The sequence below is a fragment of the Micromonospora sp. DT201 genome (assembly GCF_049841575.1).
Classification (GTDB): Bacteria; Actinomycetota; Actinomycetes; order Mycobacteriales; family Micromonosporaceae; genus Micromonospora.
This window is the reverse complement of the sequence record NZ_JBNCKP010000030.1, coordinates 1-26,942: the sequence shown is the minus strand read 5'-3', so window position 1 is coordinate 26,942 and position 26,942 is coordinate 1. Positions and strand designations below refer to the sequence as shown.

The 26,942-nt window shown below is 65.0% G+C and carries 27 protein-coding genes and 2 pseudogenes; 8 read left to right on the top strand and 21 right to left on the bottom strand.

The window, feature by feature from the left end; all coding sequences use genetic code 11:
- Positions 1-51: 51 nt before the first annotated feature.
- On the bottom strand, positions 52-240 hold the full coding sequence (locus ACLQ28_RS31495; RefSeq protein WP_425689894.1) for a hypothetical protein: 189 nt from the start codon (positions 238-240) through the stop codon (positions 52-54).
- Positions 241-293: 53 nt separating this feature from the next.
- Here ACLQ28_RS31495 and ACLQ28_RS31490 point away from each other — a divergent pair.
- Positions 294-947 (top strand): annotated as a pseudogene (locus ACLQ28_RS31490) (endonuclease/exonuclease/phosphatase family protein); the annotation flags it as partial.
- Positions 948-1,128: 181 nt separating this feature from the next.
- Here the strand turns inward: ACLQ28_RS31490 and ACLQ28_RS31485 are convergent.
- The 4 genes from ACLQ28_RS31485 to ACLQ28_RS31470 form a co-directional block, all read right to left on the bottom strand.
- Positions 1,129-1,788 (bottom strand): HAD family hydrolase, encoded by a 660-nt coding sequence (locus ACLQ28_RS31485; protein ID WP_425689893.1) that lies wholly within the window; start codon positions 1,786-1,788, stop codon positions 1,129-1,131.
- 733 nt (positions 1,789-2,521) lie between these two features.
- The gene (locus tag ACLQ28_RS31480; protein ID WP_425689892.1) at positions 2,522-3,535 is read right to left on the bottom strand and encodes a ComEC/Rec2 family competence protein; all 1,014 of its coding nucleotides are present in this window, start codon (positions 3,533-3,535) and stop codon (positions 2,522-2,524) included.
- Between the two features lie 8 nt (positions 3,536-3,543).
- Positions 3,544-4,248, bottom strand: a complete 705-nt coding sequence (locus ACLQ28_RS31475) for a hypothetical protein (RefSeq protein ID WP_425689891.1) — start codon at positions 4,246-4,248, stop codon at positions 3,544-3,546.
- Positions 4,245-6,473, bottom strand: coding sequence for an ATP-binding protein (locus ACLQ28_RS31470; RefSeq protein ID WP_425689890.1), 2,229 nt, complete (start codon positions 6,471-6,473; stop codon positions 4,245-4,247). Before ACLQ28_RS31470 ends, ACLQ28_RS31475 begins: the two co-directional genes overlap by 4 nt.
- Before the next feature lie 623 nt (positions 6,474-7,096).
- On the opposite strand from ACLQ28_RS31470, the gene ACLQ28_RS31465 reads away from it, so the two are divergent.
- On the top strand, positions 7,097-7,462 hold the full coding sequence (locus tag ACLQ28_RS31465) for a hypothetical protein (RefSeq protein ID WP_425689889.1): 366 nt from the start codon (positions 7,097-7,099) through the stop codon (positions 7,460-7,462).
- A 483-nt stretch (positions 7,463-7,945) separates the two neighbouring features.
- Here ACLQ28_RS31465 and alaS read toward each other — a convergent pair whose 3' ends face one another.
- The 12 genes from alaS to ACLQ28_RS31405 all read right to left on the bottom strand — a co-directional run bounded on the left by alaS (position 7,946) and on the right by ACLQ28_RS31405 (position 20,419).
- A complete protein-coding gene (gene alaS, locus ACLQ28_RS31460; RefSeq protein WP_425689888.1) occupies positions 7,946-10,609 on the bottom strand; it encodes an alanine--tRNA ligase in 2,664 nt (887 codons plus the stop codon).
- A 190-nt stretch (positions 10,610-10,799) separates the two neighbouring features.
- On the bottom strand, positions 10,800-11,564 hold the full coding sequence (locus tag ACLQ28_RS31455; RefSeq protein ID WP_425689887.1) for an HAD family hydrolase: 765 nt from the start codon (positions 11,562-11,564) through the stop codon (positions 10,800-10,802).
- Positions 11,561-12,109 (bottom strand): orotate phosphoribosyltransferase, encoded by a 549-nt coding sequence (locus ACLQ28_RS31450; protein ID WP_355493831.1) that lies wholly within the window; start codon positions 12,107-12,109, stop codon positions 11,561-11,563. The genes ACLQ28_RS31455 and ACLQ28_RS31450 overlap by 4 nt, the downstream gene beginning before the upstream one ends.
- Entirely contained in the window at positions 12,103-12,678 is a 576-nt protein-coding gene (locus tag ACLQ28_RS31445; protein ID WP_425689886.1) for an LOG family protein, read from the bottom strand. The genes ACLQ28_RS31450 and ACLQ28_RS31445 overlap by 7 nt, the downstream gene beginning before the upstream one ends.
- The gene (locus tag ACLQ28_RS31440; protein ID WP_425689885.1) at positions 12,675-13,538 is read right to left on the bottom strand and encodes a hypothetical protein; all 864 of its coding nucleotides are present in this window, start codon (positions 13,536-13,538) and stop codon (positions 12,675-12,677) included. Before ACLQ28_RS31440 ends, ACLQ28_RS31445 begins: the two co-directional genes overlap by 4 nt.
- A gap of 34 nt (positions 13,539-13,572) precedes the next feature.
- Positions 13,573-14,418 (bottom strand): aspartyl/asparaginyl beta-hydroxylase domain-containing protein, encoded by an 846-nt coding sequence (locus ACLQ28_RS31435; RefSeq protein ID WP_425689884.1) that lies wholly within the window; start codon positions 14,416-14,418, stop codon positions 13,573-13,575.
- Positions 14,419-14,617: 199 nt separating this feature from the next.
- The gene (locus ACLQ28_RS31430; protein ID WP_425689883.1) at positions 14,618-15,388 is read right to left on the bottom strand and encodes a class I SAM-dependent methyltransferase; all 771 of its coding nucleotides are present in this window, start codon (positions 15,386-15,388) and stop codon (positions 14,618-14,620) included.
- 17 nt (positions 15,389-15,405) lie between these two features.
- Positions 15,406-16,287 (bottom strand): hypothetical protein, encoded by an 882-nt coding sequence (locus ACLQ28_RS31425; RefSeq protein WP_425689882.1) that lies wholly within the window; start codon positions 16,285-16,287, stop codon positions 15,406-15,408.
- 176 nt (positions 16,288-16,463) lie between these two features.
- Positions 16,464-17,678 carry a histidine decarboxylase gene (locus ACLQ28_RS31420; protein WP_425689881.1) on the bottom strand — a complete coding sequence of 405 codons (1,215 nt, stop codon included), beginning with the start codon at positions 17,676-17,678 and terminating at the stop codon, positions 16,464-16,466.
- Positions 17,675-18,646: a hypothetical protein gene (locus tag ACLQ28_RS31415; RefSeq protein ID WP_425689880.1), complete on the bottom strand. Its 972-nt coding sequence runs from the start codon at positions 18,644-18,646 to the stop codon at positions 17,675-17,677. The genes ACLQ28_RS31420 and ACLQ28_RS31415 overlap by 4 nt, the downstream gene beginning before the upstream one ends.
- A gap of 10 nt (positions 18,647-18,656) precedes the next feature.
- Positions 18,657-20,102, bottom strand: a complete 1,446-nt coding sequence (locus ACLQ28_RS31410; RefSeq protein WP_425689918.1) for an APC family permease — start codon at positions 20,100-20,102, stop codon at positions 18,657-18,659.
- Between the two features lie 11 nt (positions 20,103-20,113).
- Positions 20,114-20,419 carry a hypothetical protein gene (locus tag ACLQ28_RS31405; protein WP_355493824.1) on the bottom strand — a complete coding sequence of 102 codons (306 nt, stop codon included), beginning with the start codon at positions 20,417-20,419 and terminating at the stop codon, positions 20,114-20,116.
- Positions 20,420-20,638: 219 nt separating this feature from the next.
- Between ACLQ28_RS31405 and ACLQ28_RS31400 the strand changes: the two genes are divergently transcribed.
- Positions 20,639-20,989 carry a hypothetical protein gene (locus tag ACLQ28_RS31400; RefSeq protein ID WP_425689879.1) on the top strand — a complete coding sequence of 117 codons (351 nt, stop codon included), beginning with the start codon at positions 20,639-20,641 and terminating at the stop codon, positions 20,987-20,989.
- A 314-nt stretch (positions 20,990-21,303) separates the two neighbouring features.
- Here ACLQ28_RS31400 and ACLQ28_RS31395 read toward each other — a convergent pair whose 3' ends face one another.
- Complete coding sequence (locus tag ACLQ28_RS31395) at positions 21,304-21,867, bottom strand: hypothetical protein (RefSeq protein ID WP_425689917.1); 564 nt, start codon at positions 21,865-21,867, stop codon at positions 21,304-21,306.
- Between the two features lie 6 nt (positions 21,868-21,873).
- Positions 21,874-22,308: pseudogene (locus tag ACLQ28_RS31390) on the bottom strand (FAD-binding oxidoreductase); the annotation flags it as partial.
- A 486-nt stretch (positions 22,309-22,794) separates the two neighbouring features.
- On the opposite strand from ACLQ28_RS31390, the gene ACLQ28_RS31385 reads away from it, so the two are divergent.
- From ACLQ28_RS31385 to ACLQ28_RS31365, 5 genes are all read left to right on the top strand, one after another.
- Entirely contained in the window at positions 22,795-23,667 is an 873-nt protein-coding gene (locus tag ACLQ28_RS31385) for a helix-turn-helix domain-containing protein (protein ID WP_425689878.1), read from the top strand.
- Positions 23,664-23,858 (top strand): DUF397 domain-containing protein, encoded by a 195-nt coding sequence (locus tag ACLQ28_RS31380; RefSeq protein ID WP_425689877.1) that lies wholly within the window; start codon positions 23,664-23,666, stop codon positions 23,856-23,858. The genes ACLQ28_RS31385 and ACLQ28_RS31380 overlap by 4 nt, the downstream gene beginning before the upstream one ends.
- Before the next feature lie 207 nt (positions 23,859-24,065).
- Positions 24,066-24,272 (top strand): hypothetical protein, encoded by a 207-nt coding sequence (locus tag ACLQ28_RS31375; protein ID WP_354945072.1) that lies wholly within the window; start codon positions 24,066-24,068, stop codon positions 24,270-24,272.
- 2 nt (positions 24,273-24,274) lie between these two features.
- A complete protein-coding gene (locus ACLQ28_RS31370) occupies positions 24,275-24,802 on the top strand; it encodes a DUF6879 family protein (RefSeq protein ID WP_425689876.1) in 528 nt (175 codons plus the stop codon).
- A gap of 42 nt (positions 24,803-24,844) precedes the next feature.
- The gene (locus ACLQ28_RS31365; protein WP_425689875.1) at positions 24,845-25,699 is read left to right on the top strand and encodes a helix-turn-helix domain-containing protein; all 855 of its coding nucleotides are present in this window, start codon (positions 24,845-24,847) and stop codon (positions 25,697-25,699) included.
- Between the two features lie 26 nt (positions 25,700-25,725).
- Here the strand turns inward: ACLQ28_RS31365 and ACLQ28_RS31360 are convergent, their stop codons facing one another.
- Entirely contained in the window at positions 25,726-26,409 is a 684-nt protein-coding gene (locus ACLQ28_RS31360) for a prepilin peptidase (protein ID WP_425689874.1), read from the bottom strand.
- A gap of 9 nt (positions 26,410-26,418) precedes the next feature.
- Positions 26,419-26,727, bottom strand: coding sequence for a winged helix-turn-helix transcriptional regulator (locus tag ACLQ28_RS31355; RefSeq protein WP_425689873.1), 309 nt, complete (start codon positions 26,725-26,727; stop codon positions 26,419-26,421).
- Positions 26,728-26,942: the final 215 nt, after the last annotated feature.

Sequence of the window (26,942 nt, the reverse complement as noted above, 5' to 3'; positions counted from 1 at the left end):
GCCACCGACGCCACGCCGCACGCAACAGGCGGGCCGAGCAGCGAGCAACCGTCAGTGGTCGAGGTGGTCCTGACTGACGGCACCCACATGAGCGGGATTCTGCGCACCTTCCGCGGCAGACTCGTGAAGGGTAAGGACCCGAAAGCCCGGGCGTGGATCGCCCGACGCATCGCCGCCCTGAACGCCGACGTGCTGTGCCTGCAGGAAGTCGAAGACCAAGACGCCCTTGACACGTTCCACCGCGACGACCTGCGCCCCCTGGGCATCGACTACCGCTACCGGGTCGTCGTGGAGGGAACGACCCCCGCCGCATCGACGTTGCCATCTGCTCCCGCCACCCGATCACCCGTACCAGCTCCTGGCGGTTCTGGCCCAACCCCGACGGGGAACCGGTGTTCGGCCGCGACCTCCTTCAAGCCGAGATCGCCGCCCCGGACGGCAAACCGTTGCACGTGCTGGTCAACCACCTCAAGAGCAACTTCATCACCGACGAACACACCCTCAGTCCCACCGAGGTCACAGCCGCCCGACAAGCTATCGCCGAACGACGCCGCGACCAAGCCACGGCGATCGCGAAGATTCTGCGCCGGCAGCGGCTGACCCGCCGCGTTGTAGTCACCGGCGACTTCAACGACGCCCCTGACGCCGAGACCCTCGCCGCCCTGCAACAAGCGAACCTCACCGAACACATCCAACGAGGCACCACCATCGCCGGCCCCAACCGCAACGGGACCCTCGTCGACGACACGTTCGCCGACCTGTCCCCCACCATGTGGACACACCGGCACCGGGCAAACGGCGTCACCACCTTCGCCCTCTACGACCAAATCTGGACCACCCCCGATCTCACCGTCACCGCCGCGCACGTGATGCGCCGCACCCAGATCAGCGGTGACGGCTCCGACCACGACCCCGCATACATCGACCTTGCCGTGAACCGACGCTGAACCACTCACCGGAGGCCCCGCCACTGAACGGCCAGCGACGCGCCACAACGTCGACAGCGGCGCCCGCTCAGCCGAAGTCGATCCACGCCGCAGCCCGCCTGACTGGAAGCTGTTATGGCCTGGCCAAGCAAGCAGGGCTCCGGGCGCGCAAGTTCCGGGAGGACGCTTCTCCCAGCGTTTGTCAGTTAACGGGCAAGGCGATGGTCTCCAGCCAGGCGCTCAGGCCGGGCACGACGGCCTGGAGGTCAGGGCCGTTGACCGTTGCGCTGGCGGCGGCACGAGCTTCGGGGGTTGCGTTGAACGCGATGGCACAGCCGACCACGCCGAACAGCGGCACATCCGATCGCCCGTCGCCGATGGCCGCGCAATGCCGGAGTTCGACGCCCAACTCGGCGGCCACCCTGACGGCGAAATCGCGCTTAGCCTGCTCGTCGAACTGCTCGGCGACCTCGCCGCTGTAGCGGCCGTCGACTACCTGCAACCGTGGTCCGCACGCTCGCACGAAGCCGAAGCGGCTGCACAGGTAGGTGCCGACGAAGTCCCACGCCAGCGTGGCCAGCACAGGCACGAGCGAGTGATCCCGGCACCACGAAACCGTCTCCACTATGCCGTCCACCAGCGGCATCGACTCCAGAAACGCCTGGGCTTCAACGGGTGTCCTGCTTGCCCACCCACGAGCCTCGAGCACGCAAGACTCGTCACTGCTCAAGGTGCCGGCTCCATAGCCGGCCTGTATCTCTGCGATCTCCTTGGCATTGCCGACGAGCTCGGCGAGGTGCTGGCCGCTGCTGGTCGGCGTCAGCGTTCCATCGACATCAAAGAACACCGCTCCACGGATCATGGATCGACGATACCCGTCAGGCGTGGGCGCTCGGGCAGTCACCTCATGCTGGCGACGGCCATGCACATGCGCCGGGAGCGCACCAGATTCCTTGATCGGCTTCGCATCTACTGATCCAAGGCATCAACTCTCCCGACCCGCATCAGATGCGTTGTGCCAGGACAGTCCTCATGGGCACCCGAACGGAACAGGCTGTCGCTCGACTTACATAGGGGTCACTATGGTGTTCCCCTTGAGAACACTCCCCGTCTCGGTCTGGACCGAAGCGCCCTGAAGAGCAGGCACGCCAAGTTGGTGACGCCGGGCGGGTTTGCCGCCCATTCGCGTTTGGGGCACAGGTCGGGTTGCCTATTTAAGGTGCTGGCCTGCGGAGCATCCGATGAGGACCTGAACCTGCGACACACGGTTGTCGACCGACGCCCTCGCTGCCTTGTCATCGATCGTCAAGAACCAGCGCTGGCCTGCACAGACACAGCCAGGCGTCGACCACTACTTGTCGTTGGTGGTCAACGCCCAGCACGGGTTTTCGGGGGGTAAACGGGGGCGCTGACCCGATCGCCGGTGGGGCCGGGAGGAACGATCGCCACGTGAGATCGACACGCAATTCTGCCGACATTGGCATTCGATCCGCAAGTCGAGAAAGCCGCGCAGCCATGATAGACCCCAGCGACTTAAAGAACAGCTCAACAAGGCAAAGCCAGAAACTCACCACGCGAATTTGCTGTGGTTGGAATTACGCCTCACATAGAGCGTGTTCGACAGAGGTTACGAAACCGCGATGGTCTGCGAAGTTAGGCGCAATTTTTAGCTGCCCGCCCCTATCGGCCTTGAATACCATCGTGCCGGCACACCGGCATCCTCTTCGGTCCCCGTCCGAAGGCCGGAATGACGGATGCCGAGGGGAAGGAATATCAACACGTGCATCGCACGCTCTACCTAACTGCGTGCAAAGAATTTTTACGCTCGTACTATAATCACGAACGCCTTCAATTATCTCCTGCCGAGGCGTGCCGTAGCCACTGTTTCGACCATGCGAGATTGCGACGATCTCGGGTTGGACGGTTTCGCATAGCTCGCGCGCGAAGGCACGATCATTCCCCGAGCCACTGCGTCCGCCATGGTGGGGAAAAACCAACAGTGGGGCCTTGAGAGACGCCGGAAGGCGCGCAAGCATTCTGTCAAATCCGTATCGGGTGATGTCGCCAGCCAGCAGCGCCAGAGGTTTCTCGTCGACCATCACCCGTAGGACCGCCGAGCAGTCGTTTGGATCTACGGCCCCCTCAAATTTCGAGGATTTCTGTGTAGGGCCATGAAGAACTAGGCTTGGGTCGGGGTGTAGAACTTGCAGCGTCATTCGTCCGACAGCCAGTTCTACCGCACCACCAAAGTGAACAGACGAGAGCCGGGTTTTGCCCAGCAGTATCTGTTCCTCAACAACTGTCCTAAAGTCACGCCAAGCCGCACTGTCCTTTGCACTATCTGCATTCGCAGAAACCAAACCGATGGAGATGCCGCGTGCAATCAGCTTGATCGCGCCAGACATGTGGTCTTCATCCGAATGAGAGATGATCAGGTGACCGATTTGGCGGTCACCCACACGTGCAAGTTCGTCGTAGACCGCATTGTTCCTGGAGCAGTCAACCACCGCTACGTCTTTCCCGTCGCGCAGGATTGTTGTATTGCCGTGGCCGACATCGAGTACAACAATTTCGAGACCTTCAAGCATCTGACCTTCGACGCGCGACACGTCTCTCCTTAGAGCTCGACGGCGGGACGGGCATCCGTCACGAATACCTCATGCGCCGATTCGGCACAGACGTTGATAAGGGCCATATAGCGTCGTCCCACAGCCAGATGCGGAGCATCCTGCAAGGCTATGTCAAGATCGGCCAGTGGGATCTCAACGATCTGCCGAGGATCGAACGCGGGAACGATGACGCTCGCCCGCCATTTCCCGTTAGCTTTTCTGACTTCCACTACCCGAACTACCGTTGGGAACTTCTGGCGCGTGAGTGGCGGCTGATTGAGCAATACCTCGTTGCACGCCACATCAAGCGCAATGGCAATTTGATCAAACCTGTAAAGCTGGTCGCGCGACAGATAAGACGGGAGATGAGCAAGCTCGGCCCGTATTTCAGGAGAGTGCTCAGGATCAGTGAACGAGCTAAACAAGACGGACGGAAGCTGTAAACGGTTAAGCGCAGATGCTAGCTGAGCGCCCGTATAGCGAACCCCCGAGGTTTCGCTCAGCCTATGATCACACAACACGGCGGTACATGGTGACCCCTGCAACTCACGGGCTAGTTCTTCCATACTCTGCTTACGCAGGGGCACCACAACCTCGGCCTCTACCTGGTTGCCCGCGAGTAGTTGACGGATATCCTCGCCTTCCTCCCTCCTGTCGTCGATTACCCGGACTTTCAGGGAACGCACTCGCTCCAGGAGGCCGGTCGTCGTCATAGCAATTGCTCCTGACCGCTTGGCGACTGCTGGCGCGGGGTCTTCGGCGCTGTACGGCCGGCCGCAGCAAGTGGGAGTGAAATGGTGAAGTGCGCGCCACCCAGTTCACCCGAGGGCACTACCTCGGCCTTGCCTTTGAGATCTGACACGACGTCGCGAACGATCGTTAGACCTAGACCTGTTCCGTCGTCATGCGTTGATAGGCCCGGAAGCCAGATATCCGCTACCCCGATATTACGAATCCCTGGACCGTTATCCATGACCTCGACGAGGATCCGGTTGGGCCCATTGGAAGTCCGTACCACGATTTTTCTCTCCGATGGAGGGGGCCCATCCTCACCACTGAGTTCTTTGGTCGCGTTTACAAGAAGGTTAACAAGGATTGCCTCAATGCTGGCGATCGTCGTGACCACCGCGTCATCAACCGCTTCGAAATGTTGCTCAAGGGAGATGTGCCTACCCTGCAGGCGGGGCAGGATCGTGGAAACTAGCTCAGCTACGGTCTCATGAATCGAGATCGTCCCAGCTTGGCGCTTGCTTCTCTTAGCCAGACGAAGTGGAATTTGCGCTGAAACGTGCAGCGAGTCCGCTGCGCTTCGAATCCTATCTAAACTGCGACCGACGCGGTCTTCGTAGTCAGAGGCGAAAGTCGCCCTCGTCTGCATTTCGATCAACTCTGCCTGCATCTTGAGGTTCTGCACAGGCATCAGGGATTCATGGGCGAAGACTGCGGCCGTCGTTCCGACTGTTCCCAGAGTCCGGTAAAGTGCCAGATCTTGCTCCAGAAGTCGGACGCGGTCCTCTTGCGTCTTCTGCCACGCTTCGGCCTTCTCTTCAATCGGGCGACGATCAGCCTCTGGAAGGCGCTCTAATTCTTTCTTGAACTCCTTCTTCGAGCGATCCATAGCTTGCTTCGTTTGATCGCGTTTTTTCTCACGAGCTGCGTCGCGGCGCCGGACACGGTCTCGTGCGACACGCGCTAGCACAGACTTTCCAAATTCCCTGAGTTCGTCGAAAGATTCATTCTCTACGAACCCACTTCGGTCTGTCTTCTGTATCAACAAGTCGTCGTCACCAAAAACTTCAACAATTCCAATAGAGTTGTTGGTGCTGGGCCGACCTTCGGGGCTTCCCGACCGGGAAAGGTTCATGTCGAGCCAGTCGTGCCCTTGGTCGCCGTAGGGGTGCACCCGCAGCCCGCGATGATAGAGGTGCACGCCACCAACCTGTTGAAGCCAACCTCGCAGTTCACTAATTGGAACGGTGGCACCTCGTTGCCTGTAGGATTCACCACCAAGCGGAACTACCCAAAGCCTAAATCTGCAAGCCGGCGCCGCGAAATGGCGATAATCTCGGTCGCTCGCGATTTCGTCGTGTGCGAAAGTGCTAGTTTCTACACCGCGCCAATCAAATACTTGGGCTTGCGCTCTTCCATTTTCATCAAGGGTTGCTTCGATTCGGTACTCCGCCTGGTCGAAATACCCGTGCGTTAATCGCGTTGCTTGCTCCTCAAATCCTGGAGCAACGAGCTTCACGATGAAGCCGCCCGCTTGCGCTCCAAAAGGGTCGTTGATGAGGAAAAGTGCACGCACTAGCCGCGTGACGTCAGCATGCGTTAGAGGTTTGCGGAGGTACTTCACGGTAATCGTGGTGCCCGGCTCCGCTGACGTCGCCACCGTAACCAGAGGAAGCTCTACCGTGTCCACGGAAGCTGCGGTGTCGTACGCATCCCAATCGATCGAGAGTCGATGCTCGACACCTCTCTCGCCGCGGGGTCGCGTGCGTACCTCGACACGGTGCCCGAGCCTAAGTCCGGCCAATCGACCTAAGCCTTTTTCGCCGATCTTGCGTCTGTTATTCCCAGTAATGGGATCCGACAATTTTCGGGAGCGACCGATCAGAAGGAAGCCCGCGTCAAGCTCTTCCCTGCTCATCCCGTCGCCATTGTCGGTTATGGTGACGCTACCGCCCACAACCTCAACCTGGTTCAAAGTCACGGTGCAGGAGGGGGCACCAGCATCGTAGCAGTTACGCACCAGCTCAACGATGCCAAGATCGGCATGCGGGATAAGCTCCTCGCCAAGCCTGGCCAGGATTTCTGGAGCGAACCGCAACCGCCCCGGTGCCTCGTGCCGCTCTTCTGCTGCCACAGTGTCAGACAGTAACTGGCCGCCCGCAGGTAGTACAACCACCGAGGCAGACTTGGCTACGTTGCCCTGCTCCATCCAACAAACCCCTAGTTGCTCTGTTGGTCCCAAAGATCTCGCTGCAAGGGGAGCTCCGAGATCGCGGCCGTGGTCAAGTGTCGGCACCTGATGCGCTGGTCGATCCATAGCGACGATTCTGTGCTAGAGAGAGCCGTTATAATCAGTTTGCATGTGTCTTCTGAGTGGTCATGTGGCCTGACCACGATCAGGTGGTTGTCAACGACAACGGGAGTGCCCGTCTTGATGAGGACTGGCCTGAGAGGCCGCCCGCCCGAAGCCGGCCGAGAGGTCCTCCGCAATACGATGAATGGCGGAAGTTCTGTACGCCTATCGCTGTGACGCGTTCGGTTTATTTCATCAATCTCATCAGAATTGCTGAGGTCACGCGCAGTCAGATAGGGTTGTTCAGGTCCCTCATGGGGATCCCTATTGTCGACGACGGCACCGACCTTGACATCCGCGATGGCCGAGAGAGGCTGAGTCGAAGCGGCAGCCGGTGGCCACCAAAAGATAGTACGTTTATTCCCCGCTGCCGTAATTCTTCCGGTCAGCCCAAAGACGTCGATGTCTGCCTCTGGGCCAAAGATGCCAGTACAGAGGATTTTTCCATGACTGAGGCGGCTTTGGACATTATCTCGTAGATGAACGTACCCAGAGCCGGTCCGGATTACATCCGGCAACAAGGCAATCAGCCTGGATCCTGCATTGTTCTCAGCGGCGACATTCAGAAAAAGTGCCGCAGTCGAGATTGCGCCAGTCCGCCAATTCACGTCAGCCGGTGTGGATTGATTCGTATATGGCGGATTCATTATGATGCCCTGATAAATAGTTTCGGAGCGCATACAGTCGAGACCGTCGCCTACCCGGATATTCGTGAAGACTTGAGCCTGTTCGCGCAACAGGGTCGGCTTGGTCGGATACTTTTGACGAAACCTATTCGTTGCGCATACGAGGAGGCGCAGGCGAGCGGCCTCGACGAATTCAGGCTCCAGATCGACGCCGTGTAGGCAGTCGCCCCAAAGCCTAAGAGTTTCCTCGAAGGAGGACCTGACTGGCAGTCGTTGTGCCACGCCTAGGAGCAAATCACCAGCCCCGCAGGCCGGGTCAAGCCATTTTCCGGTTAGCCTGACCGGGACAGCATTTGTCAGCAGTTCGCGCCATGCCGACGAGGTGAAGTAGGCACCTGCGGCCCTCCGGGTGGGGCGGTCCACGAGGCTGACAAGGGCTCGTGCCGCTGCACCATCCAATGCAGCAGCAATCTCGCTTGGGCCAGACCCCCCGCCCAACGTGCGCTCCGCAAGGTCCCGAAGTGAGTTCACGAAAGGCTCAAAACGTGCGAACTTTGCCACGTCTGGCGGTGCCTGCGTCGTATCGAGGGTCACGTGCACAGTCTGCAGCACCTTCTGCTTGCGGCAAAAGCATCAATCTGGCCACGCGGGTCGGCTGGCGAGGTGCCCCGGCTAGCGCCAGGGCACCTCCCGCGCTCCTACCTAGTTCGGCAGCAAGGCTTCAGCAGCTAGCGTTGCCTGCCGGATGGCGTCGGTCATGTTCTCGACCTGGCGACCGCCTGCACTCGCGAGGTTCCCGTTGCCGCCCGCGCCGCCACCAATCACCTGCGCTGCCCTCGTTAGTACCTCGCGCGCTTGGATGCCTGTGTCGGCTAGCCCGGAGGTAACGGCTGAGGTGAGTTGGACCTTGTCATCAGTTGCGGCGGCGAGGATCACCACTCCTGGCCGGTCACTGGGACACCGGTTGAGGACGTTGTTGGTTAGCGGTCGCAGTTCGGCGGCAGTGACGTCGTCCAGGATGGCGGTGATGAGCCAGCCACTGCCGACGTGACGGCGTTGACCAGCGAGGCGTTCGGCGACGAGGTCAAGTGCGCGCTGCCGGTGTTGCTTGAGCGACTGTTCGGCTCCTGCCAGTGCGGCTAGCCGTTTGGTCAATGTGGCGATCAGGTCATCCGGGCGGGCATTAACCAGCCGGCCGACTTCGGCCAAGAGGTGCCGCTCGTGGTCGGCGTGGTCGAGTGCGTCACGGCCGGTAAGTGCTTCGACGCGTCGTAGGCCGGCTCCGATGGAAGATTCGCCGAGGATGCGGACGGGGCCGGCTTGGGTGCCGTGGCCGACGTGAGTGCCGCCGCAGAGTTCTCGGGAGGCGTCGCCGATGTCGACGATGCGGACGTGCTCGCCGTACTTCTCGCCGAAGAAGGCGGTGGCGCCGGCGGCTTCTGCTTCGGCGCGGGTGGCGTGCCAGACGCGTACGTCGGGGTCGTCGAGGAGGTAGTCGTTGACCAGGGCGCTGATGGTGGTCAGTTGGGTGTCGTCTAGGGGTGCGAAGTGGGTGAAGTCGAAGCGGAGCCGTCCCGGTGCGACGAGTGAGCCCTGTTGGCGGGCGTGGTCTCCGAGGGTGCGGCGAAGCATGGCGTGGACGATGTGGGTGGCGGAGTGGGAGCGGGCGGTGGCGGCTCTGCGGCGGGTGTCGACGTTGGCCTGGGCGGTCTGCCCTGGCCGGGCTTCGCCGTGGGTGATGCGTCCGGTGTGAATCTGGAAGCCGTCGAGGCCGTACTGGGTGTCGGTGATGTCGATGCGGGTGCCATCGCTGGTGTGGATGGTGCCGGTGTCGCCGACCTGTCCGCCGGATTCGGCGTAGAACGGGCTGCGGTCGAGGACGAGTTCGACCTGTTGGCCCTCAGACGCTTCTTGCACCGGTTCACCGTCGCGCAGGATCGCGAGGAGTTGGGTGTCGGCGGTGGTGTCGGTGTAGCCGATGAAGTCGGTGCGGCCGTATCGGGCGAGGATTTCCCGGTAGGTGTCTTGCCGGCGCATTGCGGCGGCCGTCTTGCCCTTACCGGTGCTCTTGGCGCGGCGGCGTTGTTCATCGAGCAGAGCCGCGTACCGGTCGGAGTCCACGACGAGGCCCGCGGCGTGGGCGGCTTCGATGGTGAGGTCGATCGGGAAGCCGTAGGTGTCGTGCAGCTCGAACGCGGTGTCCCCCGGTAGGAGGTTGGCTCCATCGGTGTGGGCGCGGCTGATCGCGGCGTCCAGCAGGCGGGTGCCCTGGCGCAGGGTCGCGCCGAAGGTCTCCTCTTCCCGGGTGGTGACGGCCTCGATCAGGGAGCGTTGCGCCGCCAACTCGGGCCAGTCGGCGGCGAGGTTGTCGATGACGCTGCCGGTGATGGTGGTCAGGACGGGGGCATCGATGCCCAAGGCGCGGGCATGGCGGATCGCCCGGCGCATCAACCGTCGCAGCACATATCCGCGTCCCTCGTTCGAGGGCAGCACGCCGTCAGCGATGAGGAACGCCGTGGAGCGGGCGTGCTCGGTCACGACCTGGAACGACACGGATGCGTCGCTGCCGTCGCGACCTGGGAAGCGTCGACCGGCGAGGGTTTCGACGGTGGCGAGGGTGGGGGCGAGGAGATCCGTTTCGCAGACGGTGTCCACGCCTTGCAGGATCGCGGCCAGCCGGTCCAGGCCAAGGCCGGTGTCGATGCTCTTGTTGGGCAGCTCCCCGACGATCGGGAAGTCGCCTTTGCCGTCGCCTGGCCCGCGCAGGTTCTGCATGAACACGAGATTCCAGATTTCGAGGTAGCGCTCGCCGTTGGCTTCCGGGCCTCCGTCCGGGCCGAAGGCGGGTCCGCGGTCGTAGCAGATTTCGGAACTGGGGCCGCACGGTCCGGGTACGCCCATAGACCAGAAGTTGTCGTCCATGCCGAGGCGTTGGATGCGCTCGGCGGGGACTCCGACGCGGCGCCATAGATCGAATGCCTCGTCGTCGTCGCGGTAGACAGTGATCCACAGCCGCTCGGGGTCGAGGTGGTAGTGCTCGGTAAGTAGCTCCCAAGCGTAGGTGATGGCGTCGGCTTTGAAGTAGTCGCCGAAGGAGAAGTTCCCGAGCATCTCGAAGAACGTGGCGTGGCGGGTGGTGCGCCCGACATTCTCGATGTCGGAGGTCCGGGCGCACTTCTGCACCGTGGTCGCCCTCGGGTACGCCGGCTGCACCTCGCCGAGGAAGTAGGGCTTGAACTGGTTCATGCCGGCGTTGGCGAGTAGCAGGGTCGGGTCGTCCGGGATGAGTGGACTCGACGGCACCCGGTTATGGCCGCGGCTAGTGAAGAAGTCGAAGAAGGTCGTGCGGATTTCGTCTGAACGCATGGAAAAGCCTCACTGGGCGGTGACGCGAACGCACCCGGCACCCCACCTGCGCGGAGCAGCGCGGGCGGGGTCCTCGCCGGTGTCCGTCCAGGCGGGTTCGCGAGGGAACAGCGGTGGGATGTCAGGTCACGCCGAGCTGGGCCGAGGGGGTCAGGCGAGGACGCTGTCCTCGTTCCCCAGCTCGGCGCGGCTAGCTCGCCGCCCCACCATGCCCATCACGCGTTGTCCTATCCCTGTTGCCTATCGCGCCGCTGCTCACCGATGCTGTCCCTGGTGGCGCGGCGCTGCCGCTGGCACTGCCAGCGTAGCCTACCGTGACGATCGCCTGCTCCAGGGCGACTGCCTCGATCTGCGCCGGGTCGGTGAGCACCACATCGGCCCCGGCTTGTTCAAGCACCTCGGCGCTGGAGTAGCCCCACGCCGCGCCGGCAACCCGGACTCCCGCCGCGTGCCCGGCGACGATGTCGGTCACGGTGTCCCCGACGAACCACGCCTCGTGCGGGGGCACGTTCAGTCGGAAGAGTGCGGCCAGTACCGGGTCCGGTGCGGGTTTAGGCTTGGCGTCCTCGAACGTCACGAATGTGTCCATCAGCGTGGTTACGACACCAAGACCCAGTAGCGCGATGCGGTGCCGTCGTTGGAGCGTGACGACCGCTTGGCGCATCCCGTTCATGCGGAGTCGTCGCATCGCACGCACGATGCCGGGTACGAGGGCGGCGTTCGCGGCGTGGGCGGCGTAGGCGAGGTCGAAGCCGTCATCGAATGCCCCGACCGGGTCGGTCAGGCCGAGGATGCCGAGCGCCTGCACCGGGGGTAGGTGGATCAATTCGGCCACCGCACGATGGTCCGGTCTACGTCCGAGCACGTTCGTTGCCACGTCGGACAGCGCGGCGGCCACCAAAGCGCGGCTGTCCACGATCACGCCGTCGAGGTCGAAGAGCACTGCCCCGATCATCGGCGCATCACCGTCGCCAGCGAATCATGCTGGGGCACCTCGGGAAGCATGCAGTCCAGCGAGATCCCGCGTTCGGCCAGCACGGCGCGGGCGGGGCCGGGGCGTGTCAGTACCGCGACTGCCGCCGTCGGCAGGCCACCGGCCGCTTTCAGCGCGTCGGCTGCGGTCAGGATCTGCCGCCCTGACCGCACCACGTCATCGATCATGGCGACCCGCTGGCCGACAAGCGGGTGGCCTTCGACCTGGCGTCGGGTGCCGTAGGGCTTGATGACCTTCCGGATCAGGACGAGGGGCAGCCGCGTGACGGCGGAGACCGCGAGCGCGAACGGCACCCCACCCAGCTCCAGCCCGGCCACCACCTCGACGCGAGGGGGCAGCAGTTCGGCCAGTGCCCGCCCGACGTCACCCAGCATCTTCGGGTCGCCGGCGACCCGATACTCATCGAAGTACGAGCTGATCACCGTGCCGTCCGGCAGAGCGTAGGGCTCAGCGACGGTGCCGAGGGCAAGGACCTGACCGGCGATATCGCCGGTGGGCCTCACCATGCCGGGCTCCGCGACTCGTCGCGATCGAGTACGGGGATCAGGTCGGCCGCGGAATCGACCTCGTGCAGGAAGTCCAGCGGACGCGTCGGTGAGCTGTAGACCCATCGCTCGTCGCGCAGGAAGGCCAGCAGGCGGCGGGCGGTCGGCCCGGCGACGACGACCGGGACCGGACGAATGTTCCCGGCGTACCAGAGGGCGGCGGTCAGCTCGTGCAGGGTGCCGACGCCGCCGGCCATGGACACGATCACGCTGGCGTTGTCGAGATAGGTATGCATTCGGGCACCCATGGTGGGCTGGTGGGTCACGGTGGTGACGTGGGGGTTGAAGGCCCCCCATGCCGCACCTGCCAGGGTGACCGCGACGACCGATCCGCCGCCTTCGACGGCTCCGTGGGCGGCGTGTTCCATCAGGCCGTTGTAGCCGCCGTGTAGCAGCGTGAGGCCCTGCCCTGCCAGGGTTGCCCCTATGTCATAGGCGAGGCGTTCCTCCTGCCGGGAGGCCGGTACGCAGCCGCCGAAGAACACGGCGTGGCCGGGCCTGGTCGGCACGCCGGGACTGGTGGCGCTCATGCGAATTCCAGGTAGTGCCAGTAGGCGTCGATGGCCGGGCGCAGCGGCTCCAGGATCGTCGGGGCCGCACGTTCGGCAACGGTCAGCGCGGTACTCAGCGCTGCCGCGAGGTCCCCGCCGGTGGGAACCGCGTTGCCGGTGATGAGGCGCTCCAAGTCGGCGAGGCATCGCCGTCCGATCGGGGTGGAGCCAACCTCCTCAGGGAGCTGGTACCAGCCGTAGAACGACGATCCGGGCGCGAGCACCGCCTTGATCAGGTTCTTTACCGCCGTGTGAAGGGCAAACATCTCCGCGTACGCGATGAACCGCTGCCCCCGGGCGATGCGTTTGCGGATCATGTGGCCGAGTACGAGGATCTCCACCAATAGCTCGCTGGGGGTGTGCGGGCGCTCCAGTGTGCTGTTGATGACCCAGTCGACGTGGCTGTGCGGGCGGCTGGTTGCCCCGTCGGCGAGGTAGACCGGCATGGCCGTAGTCCGGGCCAACACGGTGTCGAGGCGGCTGACCGGCACGATGTAGAGGTCGACCTGGTACAGCTTCCGGCCGTCGGCGACGAGGTAGACGTAACCGAGGCCGCCCATTTGGGCGACGATGGTGTCCCGCCATCCCGGCAGGACTGCGCCGAGTTCGGCGGTCATCAGGGCATCGGCGACCTGGATGAACGACGCGAAGCTCGGATCGTGTACGGCGACGATGAAGTCCAGGTCCGACAGGCGGTCGGCGGTGCCCGCTGCTAGCGACCCTCGAACGTGTAGGGACTGTACGGCCGGGCTGTGTGACAGCACCTCGACCGACTTCTCCAACAGCTCGAACTGGTGTGGCAGGTTGGCAGCGGCAACGGTGTCCAGGAGGGTACTCACGGCGACTGGTCCTTTCCTCGGGAGAGGTCGATGGTCAGGCGTGGCCGAGCATGATGGCCTTCTTTGACCGCCACCGTTCGGCGTCTTCGTCCCGGTGTAACGCGGCATACATGAGCGCGATCAAGTCGTAGACCTGCCCTTCCGGAAGCGCGTAGCGGTAGAACAGCTCCAGCAGGGTGGTCTCGGCGGCCCGGTCGTAGCCGAGCTGCGCCAGGCCGGATGCCGTCGCCACGTGTTCTTCCAGCTCATCGGCGGCGGGTGTGGGCAACGCCGCCACCGAGTCCGCGACGGAATCCGCGCTGGCGTTCAAGGCGGTGAACGCATCGTCGGCATAGCAGTCGATCACCAGGTGAATCCGTGCCGGGCCGAATCGGTTGCACACCCCATGCGGGCTGGTCGGCGTCAACCGCCACACCCGGCCATCGCTCATGTGCACTTTCGTCCCGCCGAGGATCAGGTACGCCGACGAGTTCGTCACCAGCGGCACGTGCACCCGATGACGTTCCACGTCGTTCAATTCGCCGTAGTCGCGGTGCTCCCAGAGGAAGGCTCCGGCCTCCAGCCGGGCAAGCCGCGCCCACATGCACCGCAACCCAAGCTCGGCGAGTAACTCCCGCACAGCAGGCATGCGAGTAAGCAAGCCTGTAGCAACCGGCTCGGGGCAATCGCGGATGGTGACGTCACGCGGATTACCGGTGTCGTTGAGCAGCGACAGGGTGTGCCAGCCGCCGTTCTGATAGTCGCCATATTCGACGACCCAGTTGCCCGGCACGGTGAGCGCCTCGTGCCGCAGCCGTTCCATCAGGTCGGCCCTGATCGGACGCAGAGCAGCGACTTCAGTAGGCAGGCTGGCCGGGGTAGCTAGCCCAGTGTTGGTCATGGCGATAGCTCCTTGACGTGGAGGAAATCGGGCAGGTCTTTGCGAGGTGGCAGTCGACACGGCTGACCGGGCCGGGCTGCCGCGTCTGGTCATGAACAGCAGGCGGTCTGGTAGTTGCCTCGCGGCCACGACTGGGTGGGTCCTGGTGGGGCGACAGCATCACGACGGCCCCGGTTTGGAGGGGTCGAGGCCGCGTAGCTCAGGTGGCCTTACGGGCGTGGATTGCCCTGCTTTCGTAGGAGCCGAGGACCACGCCGGGGTCGGACATGAGGGTGACGAACCGATCGAGGGCGGTGTTGGTGATCTCGGGTGTGAGCAGGACGGGGCGGAGCTGGTTGACCGCGTCGGCGAGCAGCTGGCATCCGGGGCCGTTGCCGGTCCAGGTCTCGGTGATCGTGTGGGCGCAGACCTGCGCCATGTTCTTGGCGACGAGGAGTGCGGGGGTGTCGGTCGTCCAGGTTGCGGCGGCGTCCGGCCCGGCGATGGTGCGGTAGACGCGCCGCAGAACGGCGTGGATGAGGGCGGCGTCGTCACCGGGTGCTCTGAAGACACGCGGTGGGGTGCCGGTGACGTCGGCCAGGACGAGCCAGCCGCCGGGACGTAGCCGGGTGATCATCTGCTCCAGCACCTGGACCGGGTGCGGTAGTGCGCCGTGCAGCCATCGGGCGACGACGAGGTGAAAGCGGTTGGGCTCGCCGGGAAGGGAGTCGCGGCCAAGGTCGCGGTGGTAGACGTTGATGACGGCGGTCGGGTTGAGGCAGCTGGTGTCGTTGTCGACCGCGCTGACCGTGCCGTAGTTGCCGACGAGGCGGGCGAGGCGGGCGGTGATGGCGCCGGTACCGGCGCCGATTTCAAGCACGTGATGCCCGGGGCGGATGTCGAGCTTGTCCAGCTCATGCCCGATGGTTGGGTCGAGCAGTTCGCGTAGTCGGGCTGGGTGTACCTGGCCGTTGTGAGCGGTTGTCGTCACGGTGCTCCCTCTCGTGATCAGGGTTCGGGCGTGCAGGGGTACTCGCCGGGGACAAGCCACACACCGGAGCGGCGAGGCATCTCCAGCTGGCCCGGGTGGGCCGGGAGTGGTGCGTGGGTGGTGGATGGCTCCCACCAACGGCGCTTGGCGTGGGTGTGGGTGAGCAGGAGTAGGTAGACCCCTGTCCGCCAGCCTGCAGGCGTGAGGGTGGCGCGCTCGTAGGCCAAGACCGCTCCGGTGCTGGGGTGCAGGATCAGCAGGTGCCGATTGCGGCCGTCGTCGCTGGTGGCGCTCAGGGCGATGCCGGTGCGGCCGGCGAGGTCGAGCGTGTTGGGGTGGGCGGTCAGCCCGCTGGTGTCGGCGAGGGCCTGCACGGCGAGGGCGCGTTGCGGCGGGCCGGGGCTGTGCCAGGTGGCGAGCGCGGCGATACCGGCCACGAGTCCCGTGTTCCTGTCAGCGTGCCCGTTCTGCAGGCGTGCCCGGGCACGGAGCCAATCGGTGCTGCGGTATGCGCGGGACAGATCCCTGTCGTCCAACCACCCTGGCGGCCAGAAGTCGCGCATGACCCCGAACCCGAAGCTCGGGTGCTGGGTCATCAGTTCCGCGCCGGAGTCGTCGTCGGCGTACCAGCGCACGACCTGCCGTGTGCTCTGCTCGCCATCGTTGGCGTACCAGGCGCGATGGTGCACCACGTTAAATCGGCCGCTGACCGAATCGCAGGGGTCCTCTGCTGGTTGGTGCGCGAGGCGCAGCAGGATCGGGCGAGCCGGCTGACCGGACCGCAGCATCGTCGGCGGCGGGGTGCGCGCGGTGCCAGCGAGATCCTCGTTCGGCGACGGAACGCTGCAAGCATGAGCTGCGGCGAGCAGCGGCGGTGACTGTTGGCTAGGTGGTGGCATCTGCCCCGTGATGAGAGCCACGGCAAGGACGGCCATCCCAACGGCATTGCGGTGTGCCCACTGGCCAGGGGCGGCGACGCACAACAGCGGCGGGGTGCGGGTGTTCACGCCGCCCATAGGGACGGCACGGGGTGCGGCCGTGGCCTCGCCGAGACGGCTTGAGAGGGGCCTGGGGCTCATGACGTCCTGCTCGGGGTTGGTGGGCCGTCCGGTCGCGGTCGAGGTCGCGGGATCAGCCGCGGTTGGGCAGTGGCGGCGAGGTCGGCGACGAAGGCGTCGATCTGACCGTGGGTGATTCCGGGCATGCAGATGAGATGGCTGACGGCTCCGTCACAGGCAAGCAGCCACTTCTTGCGCACCTGCTCGGGTGGGGTAGGCAGGACAACGGTGAAGGCATGCGGGTATCGCCAGGCAGGCCAGCCGACGGCAGTGAGCTGATCGACGGCATAGGCCGCGAGGCGGCGGGCTTGGGTCGCTCGCCAGCGGTGCCCTTCGTGGCCGAGGGCGGCGATGGCGTGCCAGAGCAAGGCGGCGGCCAGGCCGCAGCGGGAGCCGGTGATGGTGGTGTCGAGCGTGTCCGTGTATGGAATCTGGTTGCCGTACTTGCGGACGCTTTCGCGATTGAGCACGACTCCGCATGGCGTTGGCACGCCCAGGAATTTGTGGCCGCTGATGGCGATGCTGCCGATACCGCTGCCGTCATCGAGTCGTAGTTGTCCGTCGAGGGCGAGCGGAATGCCGGACAGGGCCGCGTCGACGTGGAGGTGCCCGATGACCTCGTGTTCGTCGAGGACGGCGCGGATGGAGGCGGTGTCGTCCACGGCTTCGGTCAGGGTGGTGCCGGCGGTGGCCACCACGATGGCGGGCCAGCGTCGGCGGCGGCGGACCTGCGCGGCGAGGTGTGCGTAGTCCATCTCTCCGCCCGGGTTCGCGTTGACGACTACGCCCCGCGCCCCGAGCAAGTGGACGATCTTGGGGATCGAGTAGTGGGCGGCGGTCGAGTAGTAGACGCGTGCGCTCGGGTGGCGACGGTAGGCGGCGTGCAAGGCGGACAGATTGCCTTCGGTGCCGCCGGTGGTGACGTAGCCCCACCGGTCATCGCGCGGCATGGCGAGGGTGTCGGCGACCCAGGCGATGACGGCCCTCTCCAGCACTCGGGTATGGGCGATCCCGCCGAGGTCCGTTGGGTCGCCGATGTTGTTCCACAGCCGGTTGCCGAGGCGGGTCAAGACCTCGCCATAGTCGAGGTCTACGGCGCCGGGAAACCCGATGCTCGTTGGTGCGGCTGCGTCGGCCTCGTGGATCAGGTGGTCAATGACGACCGTGACGTCGATCGGCGCGCGGCTGAGGTCCGCGGCGTCGGCGAAGCTGAGGCTCTGATGACCGGTCACGCCCGCCGCCCCGCGAGCAGGTGCGTAGTGAGGGTGTGGTGAAGCGCGCCGAGCTGCCGCCAGATGTCGCGGGTCTCGTCGTCGCCCTGCTCGGTGAGGTGCTCGTACGGGTTGTAGTAGGTGATCCGGTCCGGGTTGAGGGTTTTGTTACAGCGCACGCCGTCGTCGCCGACTCGGGCTTGCGGGTCGCGGTCGATGTGCAGGGCGGTGCCGTCGGTCAACAGGACGTAGCACTGCCCTTTGAGGTTGAACGCCGACATGTAGCGGCCAGCGGCGGCGGCGTCGCGCAGTGTCCGGGCGACTTGGTACCAGCGGCCCTGGTCGGAGTCGAGGGTGCTGACACCCACGCCGACGTACCATGCCCCTGGAGGCAGGGTCATGTCCCCGCCGTTGACCATGGAACCCTCTGGACCGAGGGGACTCCACTCGCGTCCGATGGAGGCGATGTTGTCCGCGGCCACCTCAGCCATCTCCGCGAGCAGTTGCGGCAAGACATCGGAGTCCGGCGACTGCGGCCACGTGCGGTGGGCGGTGTGCAAGCGGTAGCCGTGCGGCTCGTTGGGCGCGTCGGAGACGAAGAACAGCATCAACGCGTGAGGGCCGACCGCGCCGCGCCCCCCGAACGCCTGATCGGCCTCAATAAGGTGGCCGGTGTTCAGCCGCTTGGACCGGTACACGACCTGCAGGCGCAGGTCCGCCCAGCGCAGGTCAGCCGGCACCTCGCCGTCGGCAGAGCGGTGGTCATAGCCGGCCGGGCCTGGGGGCGGGATCGGGGGAACGGCGGCGTCGGGTGGCCGCTGGTACCCGGTGGGGACAGGTGCCGCGCCGTAGCCGGGCGGCGGCACAGTGACCGCAGGCTCGGGGTGGTCGGCAGGTGGCGCTGCGGGCGGGTAGCCCGCTTGCCAGCGCGGGTCCAGGGGGTCGACGCCGTAGTGCCCGCCGGGTGACGTAGCCGCTTGGGTCCTCATTATCGCTTCCTCAGATCGAAAGGTTCATGGCGTCGGGAACGGCATGCCTCTTTGGTGTGCCACGGCCGATGCCGGCGTAGACCTCCGGGCGGGCCTGGCGCAGATGCCCGGCCCACACTCCGCCCGCAACGGCGGTGGCCAGGAGGATCACGGGCAGCAGGAACGGATGCAGCGATCCGGGTGCGGCACCGAGCAGAGAGCCGGCGTTGCCGACCATCAGCGCGAGCACCACCGACCCGCCGAGCACGCCTAGGGCGGGCGCGAGCCGCCACTCCCACGCGCCGGCCTGCGGGCCGCGCACCCTGGCCGGTGCCGTCATCGCGGCCACCGACGCGGCCAGCAGCAGACACAGCAGGCCCATCGCCCCCAACGCCGACAGCCACGTGAACATCACCGCCACCGGGTCAGCACCGCTGACTGCGAACACCACCACCACCACCGCCGCGACGGCCGTCTGCATCAACGACCCCCCACGCGGCGCACTAACCCGGGTCGCGCTACCGGTCCGGGCAAGACCCGCCGGCAGTACCTTCTCCCGGGCCATGGCGAACACATACCGGGCGAGCACCGCATGGAACGCCAGCATCGACGTGACGATCGCGAAGATCAGCACCACGTTCGCGAGGGCCGTCCACCAGCTGCCCAGGCGCGTCAGGACCGAGAACGGCAACCCGGACGCCGGATCAGCGGCCACCTCTCCAACGACGTCCGGGCCGACCGCCACCCCCATCGCGAACGCGGCAACGGCATACACCCCGCCGAGAACGAGTGCCCCGCCGACGGTGGCCCGGCCAACTGACCTACGGTCGACGGCCTCCTCGACGAGCGACCCCGGCGCGTCGAAGCCCATCAGCGCGGCTACGCCGAAGGCGACCGCGCCGCCGATCCCGCTGACCGCCAGACCCGAGGCGTGGAAGCCGTCCCAGGACACCTCCCCGCCGGCTGGCTGTCCCACCCCGGCCAGGACGAACGCCGCGACGATCAGCAACGACACCGCCAGCACGACGGCCAAGACACGGGTCGACAGCACGATCGCCCGTACACCGAGCACCCCGACGACGACCAGGGCGATGCCCGCCCACACCCACCAGGTGCCGCCGAGGTGGTCGGCCATCGTCGCGCCGAACGGCCCGTACAGGCTGATCTGGATGGCGTTGTAGGCCACCAGCGCGACCATGCCGGCAGCGACACCCCAACTACGGCCCAGCCCGTGCGCGAGGATCCCGTAATAGGCCGCCGGATGCCCCAGCTGGCGAGCCATCGCCGCGTACCCCACCGCGAGCACCGCAACAACGCCCGCGACCAACCCGAAGGTTAGAGGCAGGGCCGTCACCCTCGTCGTCGCATACGTGGCGACGATGCCTCCGCTGAGCACCACCATGGGCGCCGACGCCGCCGCTCCAAACATCCACAACCCGAACGGAGTCAGCGTCCGCCGCGCCAGACCCACCTGCACCTGCGCCGACTTCACCGCTGCCCCCGCTCCGGCGAGTCCGGGCACCCCACCATGCGGCAGCCATCCACCGGATGCGAGTCGACATCGGCGGCGTTGGCGGGCACGACGTACACGGCCATCGGCCGTACCGGACCGCCGCGCCAGAAGCTCCGGTCGCGGTCGAGCCGGCGGATCGCAGTGTCCGCGTCAGGCGTGAACCCGAACAGGTCGTGGGTCCCGCCCGGCCACTCACGCCGGACGGCGTACCCCCACGCGTACTCGGTCGACGTCACGTCGTCCGTGAGCGTGAGGTCGGTGTCGGTGCTGGTGCTGGCCATGCCGATTCCGACTGTCACCCACCGCCATAAGGCGGGACCTCGTGGTCGGAGTGCGGTGGTGGGCTGAGTGGCTCGGGTCAGCATGAGGGGTGCCTTCCTTCGGTATCTGGGCGTGATGAAGTGGCCCGCCGGTCGAGACGTCGCCGCCAGCAGGTAATGAATCCGTGCCTTACTGGGTTCTCAGGGAAAACGCCGCGGCGCAGCCGGGAGGACGCGGCCATGGAAAGGAGTCGCGGTGCGGTCAAGGCGGACTCGCGGCGGAAGTCCACCGCCAGCCGCTCCGCAGGGCTGCTCGTCGCCGGGTTGAGGGCGCCACATCCGCCACAAGACGGGACCTCCTGGCGCAAGCAGGACCGGCGAGCGCGGTTGATAACCGACTCGCGCGAGCAGTCCGTCTCGGGGCCGGTCGCTGCTGTACTCCGCACACGACGGCAGCCCCGCGAGGTCCAGGGTCTGGTGGTGGGTGGCCAGCAACGCCCGTGCGGCGTCCTCGTGCCCCGGACGGACCGCGACGTGAGCGAGCTGGTGGTGCGGGCGGTGTGGACGCAGCCCATCGACGTATGCGTGTAGCAAGGCGAATCGGCCCGCGTGCGGGCCGAGGAGCCGGTGCAGGTCGTACATCCAAGGCGCGGCCGGCGGTGATGGCTCCAGCCGCGAATACCAAACCGCAACCGCCGCACGATCGCCGGTCATATCGACTCGGCCATGCTCCAGCCCCTGCATCAACACGAGCCGCGCGTAGCGACGCACAACCGGCGGACGCTTGGCCCGAGCTGGTACCAGCCATACACCCAGGGTCTGGGCCATCAGCGCGTCAGCTAGGACCATGGACAAGGCGTCGACGTCCTCGTCGGTCGCGCAACGGACCGCCGTCTCCATCAGCCTCATCGCGCATCCCTCAGGGAGAGGCCGAGCCCGCTACCGTCATCGGCCGTCCGCAGCGCGGACGCCAGGTAGGCGGTGTCCGGCGAGCCGCGGCGAGACCCCCATAGCGCCGAATCGAGTGCGCGTTGAAAGGTCGCGGCGAGGTGCAGGCTGTCCGTGGGAACCCCCGCGAAAGGCAGTCGCTTCCGCGCCGCCTCGATCAATTGCGGCGGGCCGCAGACATAGAACGCCTGCCCTGGCTTATGGAGATACAGGGCCATGCTGAGCAGATCGCCCTGCGCGGCTGGCTCAACATCACGGTCATCGGAGAGAGCCGGCACAACCGTGAGCCAGTCACCATGTGCCAGCTCAAGCTTGTGTAACGCGACCGCGTCGTAAAGGTCGAGTAGGGTCCGCGCCCCCACCACCAACGTCACCTGACGGCCGCTTGGCGACGCGGCGACTTGTTCGACCAGAGCCCGCAGCGGCGCAAGCCCCGTGCCGCCAGCCGCCAACAGCAGGTCGGCGTCACCGGCGGCCTCCAGTGACAGTCCCACGTCGCAAGCCGGCCCCAGCCACAGCATGTCCCCAGGTGCTACCCGATCGACCAGCACGGGTGATACCACACCTCCGGCGACGGCACGGACGTGAAACTCCACCCGCCCATCCGGGCGCGGAGCGTTGGCCGGGGAATACCACCTCCACATTCCGGGCAGTCGAGGCGTACACACCGGCATCGCCTGACCAGGCATGTACCTGAGCCGCCGCATCGGCCGGACAGTCAACACCGCTACGCCGTCAGAGACCGCCTCGTACGTCTCCACCTCGCCGGGCGTCACGTGCGGACCATCGCCCAGCGCCCCCGCCGCTCGCTCCGCGAGCCGAAGCGCCCGGCGGCACCCCCGCTCCCAATCGCTCGCCAGCTCGGGCTCCCAGCCGTCGCCTGCGAACCGGCGCACGGTATCGATCAAAGCAGCCGCAATGGCCGTAGCGTGATACGGCTGTAGCTCGAAACGCCGATACATTCGACCCAACACGGCCACGGCAGCACGCCGACCGGCAGGATCACCCCGATTCGCGATCAGCTGCCCAAGCGTTGAGAAGAACATCGGCGCAGCCGGGGGCGGGAGTAACCGAACGCCCCGGTCCTCCATGAACGACCAGAAGTGATCTGCTGCGCGATCATGCGCCGCGAGGGTGACCGCCAGCGACAGTCCCAAGTCAGCCACGAGGCGGCACCTTGCCTGTTACGTGCGAACTGCAGTCTCCCGCTAGGACCTTCATCCCCAGCTCCCTCCTGACCAGGCGATTGGCCATCGCTGACATCCTGCGGAGAATATATTCTCCGCATGCAGCGTGGCATTCTGCACTAGGGATGTCAATCTTCTGATGTAACTTTGCGTCTCCGGATCGCTGCCCAGGGGATGTACGCTCCACGAGCCGTGCTGTGGTTTCGCGCTGGGTCGGGAGCACCGGACGTCGCGATACTGCTGGCCCCAAGGAGGAGCCCCATGCCCAGGCCAATCGGCCCGACCATCCCGAGGTGGCAGCTCGGCGAGCAACTCAGCGCTCTACGCGAGGGGGCGCGCGTATCCCAGAGTCAGATCGCAGACCGCCTTGGTTGCTCTGTGAGCAAGATTCAGAAGATCGAGGCCGGCGAGGTCGGCGTTGTACGGGCCGAGCTGGAGTTGATGCTCACTACTTACGATGTGGCGGACGAGCAGCTGCGCACCGAGCTGTATGCGCTGCAGAAGCTCGGGAAACAACGTGGATGGTGGTCAAAGTTTGGGGCGGTGCCTGCCCCCTTCGCGACCTTCCTCGGCATCGAGAGTGCGGCGACCAGAATCAGGGCCTATGAGCCGATGGTCATCCACGGTCTCCTGCAGACCGAGGAGTATGCCCGCGCCATCGCCGGCACCGTCGCCCTCATCGCGGACGACGGCCAGCGCGAACGACAGGTGCGGATCCGAATGGAACGGCAGGAAAAGCTGCTCGGCGACGACCCTCCAGAGATATGGGCCATCCTGGACGAGAGTGTCCTGCGCCGTGAGGTCGGCGGCTCTCACGTGATGGCTGCCCAGCTCAAGCACCTACTGGCCATGCCTCAGTGGATCACGGTGCAGGTCGTGCCCTTCAAGAGCGGGGGGTACCCCGGCACTCGTGGCGCGATGACTATCTTTGATTTCGACGATCGCCTGCACAGCCCTGTGGTCTACGTAGAGTGCCAGGCGGGCAATCTCTACCTGGAGAAGGCCGACGACCTGGATCGCTGCAACCTTGCGTACAACCACATGACCGCTTCCGCTCTCAGCAAGCAAGAGTCCGCCCGGCTGATCGAGGCCGTGGCCCACCAGTACGAGGATTTCGCGAGGAGTGAACGTTGAAACCCGATCTGTCCGGCGCTCGGTGGCGCAAGAGCAGGCGTTCCCAGGACAACGGAGGCTGTGTCGAGGTTGCGACCAACCTTGGCCCTTGCGTCGCCGTCCGGGACTCGAAGGATCCCGCAGGCCCCGCGCTGGTCTTCGACAGCAAGACGTGGCTTGAGTTCTTGGCTCGTGTCCCAGGGCATCGGTGAGCACACATCAGGCTGGCCTGACCTCAGCCGCTTAGGGCCAAGGAACTACTCCCCCGAGTAGTGCCAGCGAGCCCAGCCCTTGGCTGCACCGGCACACACCAGCCCTGCCAGGGCCCTCGAATATTGCGAATAATTCGGGGGTATGCGAGCATCCTCCTGCGCACGCGCTACGACGGGAGCGGCGCGGTGAGGGAGAGGTGCGACGACATGCAACTCGAGTTCATTCGCAAGTGGAGCGAAAGCGGTACAGGCAACTGCCCCGCGCTGTACCGCGCCGAGAACGGAAACTATGTAGTCCAGGGCTGGCAGCTGGACGAGGCGACGCGCGCCAACCTCCGTGATCTCGGCGAGAACGAAACGGCCATCGAGGTCCCTGCCGATGTCATCGCAGGCATCGTGGCGCGGGAATCCTGACCATGCCCGAGCAGCTCACCGGCGACGACTTCAATCATTTGTTCCGCTACTTCACCTCAACGGCATTCAGGCTTGAGGTGCAACCTGTCTACCAGGTAGCAGAGGAACAGCAGTCGATAGACGAGTTCCTCGCCGGTGAGCCGCGTCCCGTGACCGAATTTGAGTTTTATGCTGCATGGCTAGATCAAATTCGTTCTGTGACCTCCCAGGGACGGAAGGTCGAACGAGTCCGCGTCCTCAACGAACCTCCGACCGACTATCAACGGTGGGAGATCTGGAGTGGCCAGTTCAACTCGGCCGCTGGCGAGGTCATCCGCTACATACCCAGAAGTAAAGCTGAGAGCATCGACCTGCCAATCAAGGACGACTGGTGGCTCTTTGACTCACAACGCCTTGCCGTGATGCGGTTCAGCGATCGAGGCGAGCCGCTTGGAGGCGAGATAGTCACAGACCCAACGGTCGTAAGTCAGCACATTCACTGGTGGCGTCTCGCCCTGCAGAACAGTAGTTCCGAGTCCCACATCGGCTAATCCGGGCGAGGCATACCCGGCATCGAAGAAAAGTTCCTGACAGTGGACTCGATTGAGGATTGGCTCCGACGGCCCGGCGGGTTGGCCGGACATCTGCGTGGGCTTCGTCGCAGCGCCGGCCTTACGGGTGCCCAGATGGCACGCCAGTTGGGCTGGACGCAATCCAAGGTCTCGAAAATTGAGACTGGCAAGCAGATGCCCACCGATGACGATCTGGATGGCTGGATAACTGTCTGCCATGCTTCTGATGTCGCGGGAGCCACACTCAGGACGCTTCTCGCCGAGGCTCAGGGATTGCACCAGGAGTGGAAGCAGCAAGTCCGGCTCGGCCAGACCGCGATCCAGCAGAACTACGACCAGCTGGTTAGCAGAGCAACACTCGTCCGCAACGCGGAGATCATCTACATTCCAGGCTTACTACAGACACCTGGATACGCTCGAAGTCGAATCGAGGAAGGCGTGCGACTTCACGGTGCCGACCCCGGCGACGTGGATTCCGCAACAGCTCGCCGCATGTCTCGGCAGCAGGCCCTCTATGACACTTCGAAAACTTTTGAGTTTGTGATTTCAGAAGCCGCGCTGCGACTTCTGCTGTGCCCTCCGCTAGACATGCTTGCGCAGCTAGACAGGCTCATCCACCTAGCTGACATGCAACATGTCACGCTGGGCATCCTGCCGTTCGGACGGCAACTCTCGATCGCACCTCAAAACTCGTTCCTTCTGCTTGGCCCTCAACTTGCCATAGTCGAGACCTTCATCGGTGAGTACATGTTTCATCACGAAGAAGCAGCAGCGTACTCGGCGGTGATGGATCGCCTGCTCAGTGAATCCGCGATTGGGGTCGAAGCTCAAGAAGTCATTCGGCGCGCAATGGCTGATCTTCGCCGCCTGATTTAGAGACGTTCGCGGAACAGCTGAGAAAATTAGACGGTCAGCACGAAGGCGTGCCATCCGAGCGCGACCGTTAAGAGCCATCCAACCATAAGGGCTGGTCCCATTGGAGTGAGGGCATACCCGGCCCTCCAGTGCTTAAGTGTGGCAGCAAAAACGCTGTGAAGGATCAGTCCGGTGAAGAGGCCGAGCCCCGCGGCTGACCAGCTCAACCAGCCAAGGTTGAAGGTGATTGCTCCCGCGAACGCAACATCTCCCAGCCCTAGCTGACCGGGCAGGGACAGGGCGATCACGAGCATGCCCGTGACTGTGGCGATGCCTGCGGCGGCGGCTCGCCCGAGGGGTCCGATTTCGCCGTTAGAGAGGGCCGCGACGGCGAAATACAGGCCAGACGAGGTCCACAGCGCCCCAGTGAGGCAATGGGGCAGTCTTCGGCAACGAAGGTCGATGATTGCCAGCCCGACGCCGATGACAGCGAAGAGCGCATAGAAAACAAGGCCGACGGTCGGCGGCATCACGGCACCAACGATCGCGGCTGCAACCCCCGCACAGACGGCGGTGGCGATGACGACGCTGGGACGTGCCGCGCCGCCAAGCCACCAACGTTCGGGTATCCGGACCGGTCCGGAGGCTTGCACTCCGTAGGCGACGGCCGCCAGTGGTACTCCGACGATGGCGCCTGAGATGCCGAGGCCGGCGGTCGCGAGGCTGTTCACCTGGCCCGGCTACTGGTCGCCGCTGACGCGGTGCTGCCGTTCCCACCGCCTGATCTCGGTAAGGAGGTCGACAAGTTCTCGACCTCCGGCAGTGAGCCTGTAGTCCGCGCCGTGGTACTGGTGCTCGACGAGTTGTTGGGCACTGAGGTAGTTCAGGGTGTCGGTCAGCGTGCGTGAGTGCACGGGCTCGTCCTTGACCCGCGACACCACGTGTTGAAGCGTGGTGTAGCGAAGTGGCCCGTCGTGGAGAGCTGTCAGGATCGCCACGGAGAGCTTCCGCTTGGCCAGAAGGTTCAGAAGCTCTTGCACTTCCTCCATCAGCGCTACTCACCTCCCCCCGAATCCGAGAGCGCTGCACGAAGGGCACAGTCTATGCAGGTAGGGCCACACTCAGCGAGAGATCTTGCCAGGGTTGGCAGCATCTACGATGGAGCACGCACGGGTCTGCTGCACCGGTAGGTGACAGTTTCAGTCACGCGGCCTGACTGGCCGGTGGGGTCATGATGGTCTCGTACTCGATAGGGGTCAACCGG